This window comes from Rhodovulum viride (genome assembly GCF_003265965.1).
In the GTDB taxonomy this organism is placed as follows: Bacteria; Pseudomonadota; Alphaproteobacteria; order Rhodobacterales; family Rhodobacteraceae; genus Rhodovulum; species Rhodovulum kholense.
On sequence record NZ_MUAV01000012.1, the window covers coordinates 132,707 to 138,958 of the forward strand.

General features: G+C 65.8%; 5 protein-coding genes and 3 pseudogenes. 4 read left to right on the plus strand and 4 right to left on the minus strand.

Going from position 1 to position 6,252, the window contains the following annotated elements; genetic code table 11:
* Position 1: 1 nt before the first annotated feature.
* Positions 2-670, minus strand: coding sequence for an RraA family protein (locus BYZ73_RS12030; protein ID WP_112316139.1), 669 nt, complete (start codon positions 668-670; stop codon positions 2-4).
* Positions 667-1,944, minus strand: coding sequence for a pyridoxal phosphate-dependent aminotransferase (locus BYZ73_RS12035; RefSeq protein ID WP_181498036.1), 1,278 nt, complete (start codon positions 1,942-1,944; stop codon positions 667-669). Before BYZ73_RS12035 ends, BYZ73_RS12030 begins: the two co-directional genes overlap by 4 nt.
* A gap of 277 nt (positions 1,945-2,221) precedes the next feature.
* Between BYZ73_RS12035 and BYZ73_RS12040 the strand changes: the two genes are divergently transcribed.
* From BYZ73_RS12040 to BYZ73_RS12055, 4 genes and pseudogenes are all read left to right on the plus strand, one after another.
* Positions 2,222-3,133 (plus strand): LysR family transcriptional regulator, encoded by a 912-nt coding sequence (locus BYZ73_RS12040; protein WP_108027928.1) that lies wholly within the window; start codon positions 2,222-2,224, stop codon positions 3,131-3,133.
* 142 nt (positions 3,134-3,275) lie between these two features.
* Positions 3,276-3,718 (plus strand): annotated as a pseudogene (locus BYZ73_RS22390) (transposase); the annotation flags it as partial.
* Positions 3,719-3,920: 202 nt separating this feature from the next.
* Positions 3,921-4,235, plus strand: a pseudogene (locus tag BYZ73_RS12045) (helix-turn-helix domain-containing protein); the annotation flags it as partial.
* A 426-nt stretch (positions 4,236-4,661) separates the two neighbouring features.
* A pseudogene (locus tag BYZ73_RS12055) lies at positions 4,662-4,922 on the plus strand (transposase); the annotation flags it as partial.
* Positions 4,923-5,279: 357 nt separating this feature from the next.
* Here the strand turns inward: BYZ73_RS12055 and BYZ73_RS12060 are convergent.
* Entirely contained in the window at positions 5,280-5,540 is a 261-nt protein-coding gene (locus BYZ73_RS12060) for a PAAR domain-containing protein (protein ID WP_158272360.1), read from the minus strand.
* A partial coding sequence (locus tag BYZ73_RS12065; protein WP_425451086.1) for a bacteriophage T4 gp5 trimerisation domain-containing protein occupies positions 5,540-6,252 on the minus strand: 713 nt, incomplete at its 5' end. The genes BYZ73_RS12060 and BYZ73_RS12065, both read right to left, overlap by 1 nt.

The window sequence follows — 6,252 nt, forward strand, 5'->3', positions numbered from 1 at the left end:
GTCACGCCACGTTCCATTTTTCCAGTGCGGGCATCAGCCAGCCGGGTTTCGGCGCGCCCGAGGCGATGGCCTCGATCCGGGCGCCCTCCTTGGCGAGCTTGTCGCGGCAAAGCGGCAGCAGCGCGGCGGCATCGGCGGCGGGCACCACCATCACCCCGTCATCGTCGCCGATGATGATGTCGCCGTGCTGGACGACGACATTGCCGACCGCGACCGGACTGTTGACATGGCCCGGCCCGAGCTTGCGCGAGCCGCGGGCGCAGGTGCCGCGGGCGAAAAGCTGGAACCCGCTTTCGGCGATCCAGGCGCTGTCGCGGCACATGCCGTCCAGCACCAGCCCGCCGAGGCCGCGGGCCATGGCGGCGCGGGTCATCAGCTCGCCCCAGACGCCCGAATGGCGGTCGTTCGAGGTCGAGGCGACGAGGATGTCGCCCGGCTCGGCCGCGTGCAGCGCCGCATGCAGCATCAGGTTGTCATCGGGCGGCATCGCCACGGTGACGGCGCGGCCGCAAAGATGCATGCCCCGGGCGATCGGCTTGATCCCGGCATCCATGATGTTGCGGCGGCCATAGCAGTCATTCGCGACCGGTGCCGGAATGTCGTTGAACCCGGCGGCGAATTCGGCGCTCAGCGGATGGTTCACGGGGGCGACCGAACAGTCGAAGCTCATGCGGAGGGTCCTTGCTTGGCGGGCGTAAGTCGGGCCACGGCGGCGCGCAGCTTGAGGCAGGCCTCTTCGAGCACCTCGATGCCGCAGGCGAACGAGATCCGGAAGAAGGGCGACAGTCCGAAGGCGGCGCCCGGCACGCAGACCACCTCGGCCTCCTCGACGAAATAGCGGGTCAGGTCGGCATCGCTGGCGATGGTGCCGCCATCGGGCCTTGTGGCGCCGATCAGGGGCGCGCAGTTGACGAACAGATAGAAGGCGCCGTCGGGGGCGTGGCAGGACAGCCCTTCGGTTTCATTGATCAATTGGACGCCAAGCGCGCGGCGGGCGCGGAAGGCCTCGAGATTGGGGCCCATGAAGGCGCGCGAGCCGGTCAGCGCCGCCAGCGCGCCGAATTGCGCAGGATGCATCACGCCGCCGGTGGTCTGGCCCTGATAGGTGCGCATCGCGTCGATCAGGTCCTGCGGCCCGGCCGCGAAGCCGACCCGCCAGCCGGTCATGCACCAGGCTTTCGAGACGCCATTGGCGGTCAGGGTCCGGGCCTTCATCGCCTCGGAGGTCTGGGCGATGGTGAAATAGGGCGCGGGGCCGTAGCGCAGATGCTCGTAGATGTCGTCGCTGAGGACCATCACCTGGGGATGCCGTTCGAGCACCTCGGCCAGGGCGCGGATCTCGGCCTCGGTCAGGATGGTGCCGGTCGGGTTGCAGGGGTTGTTGAGGATCAGCCAGCGGGTATTCCCGGTGATCGCGGCCTCGAGCACCTCGGGGCGCAGCCGGAAATTGTCGTCCCACCGGGTTTCGAGCACCACCGGCACGCCGCCGTTCAGCCGCACCATCTCGGAATAGCTGACCCAGCCCGGGGCCGGGATCAGAACCTCCTGTCCGGGCTCGAGGCTGGCGGCCATCGCGTTGAAGATGATCTGCTTGACGCCATTGGCGACGATCACCTGACTGGCGCGGTAATCGAGATCGTTGTCGAGGTGGAATTTCTGGCAGATCGCCTCGCGCAGCGCCGGGATGCCCTGGACCGGCGGATAGCCGGTGCGGTTCTCGGCCAGCGCGGTGACGCAGGCGGCCTTGATGTGGTCGGGGGTCGGGAAATCGGGCTCGCCGGTCGCCAGCGAGATCACCCGGCGGCCCTGGCTGCGCAGATCCCGCGCCAGCTGCGCCGCCTCGAGCGAGGCCGAGGGCTTGGTGTCGCGCATCCGGCGGCTGACGGGGTCCGGGGCGGGGTCCGGGACAGATCTGGCGGCGGTCTGGGGGTCGGCTTTGTTCATCTCTGCTCATGCCGCGACCGCGCACCCCGCGCAGCGGAGGTCGAGTCTGGCACGTCCTCGAAAGTTCGGAATATGTCGGACGCGACGGGCCGTGTACGATGGTACGCCGCGCTGGGGGCACGCTATCCAGTCAAAATAGGTTTACGCAAGCGAGTAATTCTTACCTTTATGTCAAGGAAATCTTTCTATAGATCGAACCTCGGCGGTGCTTTCGGCGCGGGTCCGCCAAGCGTCTGAAACCCCGCGCAAACCTTGCCGCCGCTTGCGGAGCCCTGCCATGTCGATCCGCCGCCTGAAGACCCTCGTCGCGATTTCGCGCCATGGCAGCCTGTCGGCCGCCGCCGCCAGCGAGCATCTGACCCGCTCGGCGGTCTCGTTGCAGATGAAGCAGTTCGAGGAGGATCTGGGCGTCGAGATCTTCGACCGGCGGCGGCGCATTCCCGAACTGAACGCCCGCGGGCGGCTTCTGGTGCCCAAGGCGATCGAGGTTCTGGCCGCCTATGACGAGCTGCGCCGCACCGCGCGGGGCGAGGCCACCATCACCGGCACGCTGAATATCGGCGCGATGTTCACCGCCATGACCGGGGCGGTGCCGCATGCGATGAAGCGGATGCGCGCGCTTTATCCCGACCTGCATATCCAGGCCGCGCCCGCCCATTCGGCCAATCTGGTGGCGCCGGTCGATCGCGGTGCGCTGGACGCGGCCTTCATCGGGCGGCCGCCGGTGCTGGGCTCGCGGCTGGTCTTCCACACCGTCACCGAAGAGCCGTTCCACCTGTTGACCGCCGAGGATTGCCCGCTCGACGATCCGCGCGAGATCCTCGAGACCTATCCCTTCATCCGGATCAGCCGCTCGCTCTGGTCGGGGCAGCTGATCGACGACTGGCTGGTGCGCGAGGACATCACCGTCAACGAGGCGATGGAACTTGACGGCATCCAGATGATCTCGACCATGGTCTATCACGGGCTGGGCGTCGCGGTGGTGCCAAGGCGCTGCGTGCCCGCGCCGAACCCGGTCGCGGTGCGCGAGATCGCGATCCCCAGCCTGGCCGGGCGGCCGGTCGGTATCCTTGCCCGCGATGACAGCCCCAAGGCCAGCCTGATCGACGCCTTCTGCACCCAGATGCGCCTGGTCGTGGCCGAGATCGGCCGCCGCGATGCGCCAGACGGCCTTGATCAGGGCGCGTGAAGCTCGGCGAAGGCTCTCCGCACGTTTTCGGTGATGGCTTCGAGCCTGTGCTCGATAGGACCGCGCAGCTCGTTCTGCGCCGCCTCGGGGTCGCGCGCGCACCGCCTCCGGAATGCGCCGGTGCGGCGCGGTGGTGACGACCCCGGAGCTCCTGTCGCAGATCCCCGCCGGCGAAGAGAGCGCAACAGTCACCGCCGAAGGAGCATATGACACGCGCCGCGGCCATGCCGCAATTATCGCGCATGGTGCAGACCCGATCCTCCCGATCCGTCGCAATGGCCGCGCCTGGAAACCCGACGGCCCCGCCGCGATGTCGCGAAACGAGATCCTGCGAGCGACGCGATGTCTGGGGCGATCGATCTGGAGGAAATGGGCCGGCGATCACGTCCGAAGTCGCGTCGAGGCCCGGATGAACCGCCTGAAGCTCTTGGGGGATCGGATCATGCCACGGGACCCCGATCGCCAGACCGCCGAAGTCCAGATCCGCGTCATTCGCCATTGTCGCTCGGATCAATGGCGCGACATGGGCCATTCATGAGCCGCTGCTCGGCCCTTGGACGGGCCGAGGTCAAAGCCATCGCCTGAAACATGCGGGGAAAGGGGACCCTCGTTCTGCCGTTTGATTGATGCAACAAGGCCTCTTGGAAGAGAGCAAGTTGACATAAGATACCTTATTGGCCCCGGGATTGTGCCCGCAAAGTTAAAGTGTCCCATATCTGCAAAGCAGAAGTGCCACACTCTGCCCCAACATGAACAGGCCGACAGAGCGGTCATGGGATGGGTTTTGATGAGCGGGCGCGAGCTGAACCGGGTCGAGGTGTTGAGCCAGGTGACGCAGGGGCTGTTGACCGCGGCGGGCGCAGCGACGGTCTTGGGCCTGAGCCGACGTCACGTCCATCGATTGCTGAAGCGGTTTCAGGATCAGGGGCCGGCGGCGGTCCGGTACAAGGCGCGTGGTCGGGCGTCGAACAATCGGATCGATCCCGCGGTTCGCGAGCACGCGATGACGCTGGCCCGCGAGAGCTATATCGACTTTGGGCCAGGTTTTGCGGCCGAGAAGCTCGCGGAAGGACACGAACTGACGGTCTCGCGCGAGACGCTCAGGAAGTGGATGCAGGATGCCGGGATCTGGCCCTCCCGCAAACGGCGCCGGACCGTTGCCTCCGAAGCGGTTCCGCGCCCCGGCCGGTGTTGCGCGGGCTGCGACGTGCGGCGCGGTCGGCAGCCCTGCCCGGCTGACCCGCCGGTTGATCGGTTTCGCACCCTGGGCTTCCTCGATCCGCAGGGCGAGCGGAAAGCAGAGGTCAGCATGAATAGCGCCGTTGTCTTCCCCGTGCCGCCCTTATGGCTATACGCCGTAATACCTTTCATTGGTGTCCCTCGCAGCTTTCCTCAGCTTCATGCCATCGGCCGCAATACACGTCACGGCGGAATGGCGGCACCACGACATCACGGCGATCCGGCAACATGGCCACAAGGCGAGACGGCGACCCGTCCAGACGGCGTCGAGGCAACGCGGCCACACGGAAAACAACCCAAGCTTGGCGCCCCGATGGATGCGTCGCGCAACGACGTCCTTGCGTACATGTCGTTCCCGCGAGAGCACTGGACACAGATCGCGTCCACGAACCCGTTGGAACGGGTGAACCGAGAGGTAAAGCGACGTGCCGATGTCATCGGGATCTTTCCCAACGACGCGTGGGCCGTGGCGAGGCGATACATGAGCCTTGAAACCCTGGCCCGCGTCGCCGACAATCCCACCGTCAGGTTGCGCGCCGTGGCATCCTGACGAGGCCCGGACATCTCCGAAGGTCAGCGTGACCTGGTCCCGGTCGATGCCATCGATGAAGCCCGCCATCCCTGCCTCCCGCCAACTCGCGGAAGCTTACCACGGTACAGCGTTTCCACACAGCCTCGGCCAATACTGTTGAAAAACACCCGCTGCGCCCGAGAGACCGTCTTAGGTTAGGACGTTGTTCTGCACTCGGGCAGGAAATGACCGTTTACAAGGCAGGGTCGCGCGCAAGCAGAACCGTTTCCCATGGAATGGCACTCCGTGGATGCTCCAGCGAGTTTTTCAACAGCTTCCTGCCAAAGGCGCCTCGCGGCCCTGCCCTTCACCCTTGGCCTCCGGATCGGGAAGCGGCTAAAGCGTCGCATGGTTCGGCGAGCCCGACACGATCGTCCCGCCGCCGGAGGTCTTGGAGCCCAGGATCGCGACCGGGCGTTCATCGCAGGTCATCTGCGACGCCCCCGAGACGATGACGCAGCCGCAGGCGCATTTGTCTCCGACCCGTGCGACCTGCCGTCCGTCGATCAGCGCAGAGCCGCCCGTCACGATGACATTGGAGCCATGCCCCGTGACCGGGCAGACATGGGTATCTCCGACGCGCGCGATCGGGGGCATCAGACATCCTCCTTGATGGCGGCGCATTCCTCGCAGAGCGGCAGGCCTTCCTTGGCCGCCAGCTTCAGCGTCGGAACCTGGGCCGAGCCCGCCCCGCCGACCGAGACATTGCCCTTGAGCCTGATATTCGCCGCTTCCAGCGTGATGCCCGAGCCATCGATGGTGATCTTGCCGCCCGGCCCCTTGATCTGGAACTTCTCGAAGGCCATCAGCGTGTGCTTGCCGGTATTGTTGGTGATCGAGGTCCCCACGTCGAGCACGTATTTGCCCGCCACCTCGCCCTGGTAGTTGCGGCCTACCTCGTAGAGGTGATCGGCCCAGACCGACTGCTTGTGGATATTGCCGACGCGGTGGATGTGATCCTTGCCGTAATCTTCCTGCTGGTTGCGGCCGACCGTGTAATACATGTCCTGGCCGATGGTCTCGCGATGGTCGTTGCCGACCGATATGGTCTTGTCATGACCGATGGCTTCCGACTGGTCATTGCCCACCGATTTCGAGCGGTCATGGCCGATGGAATGGCTTTCGTCATTCTCGATGATCGTGTTGTGGTCCTTCTGCGCATGCATGAAGACCTCTTCACGGTCCTTCTCGTCCTCGAAACGGAACTCGTTATAGCCCGCGCCCTGATGGGTGTCCGACTTGAAGGTCGAGACCGTCTTGTTGGCGGGCAAGTCGTAGGGAACCCTATTCCGCCCGTTATAGACGCATC

Bases quoted from the DNA above. Each gene is read 5' to 3' on its own strand.
- BYZ73_RS12040 (WP_108027928.1), top strand. From the start codon at position 2,222: ATGTCGATCCGCCGCCTGAAGACCCTCGTCGCGATTTCGCGCCATGGC.
- BYZ73_RS12060 (WP_158272360.1), bottom strand. From the start codon at position 5,540: ATGCCCCCGATCGCGCGCGTCGGAGATACCCATGTCTGCCCGGTCACG.
- BYZ73_RS12035 (WP_181498036.1), bottom strand. From the start codon at position 1,944: ATGAACAAAGCCGACCCCCAGACCGCCGCCAGATCTGTCCCGGACCCC.
- BYZ73_RS12030 (WP_112316139.1), bottom strand. From the start codon at position 670: ATGAGCTTCGACTGTTCGGTCGCCCCCGTGAACCATCCGCTGAGCGCC.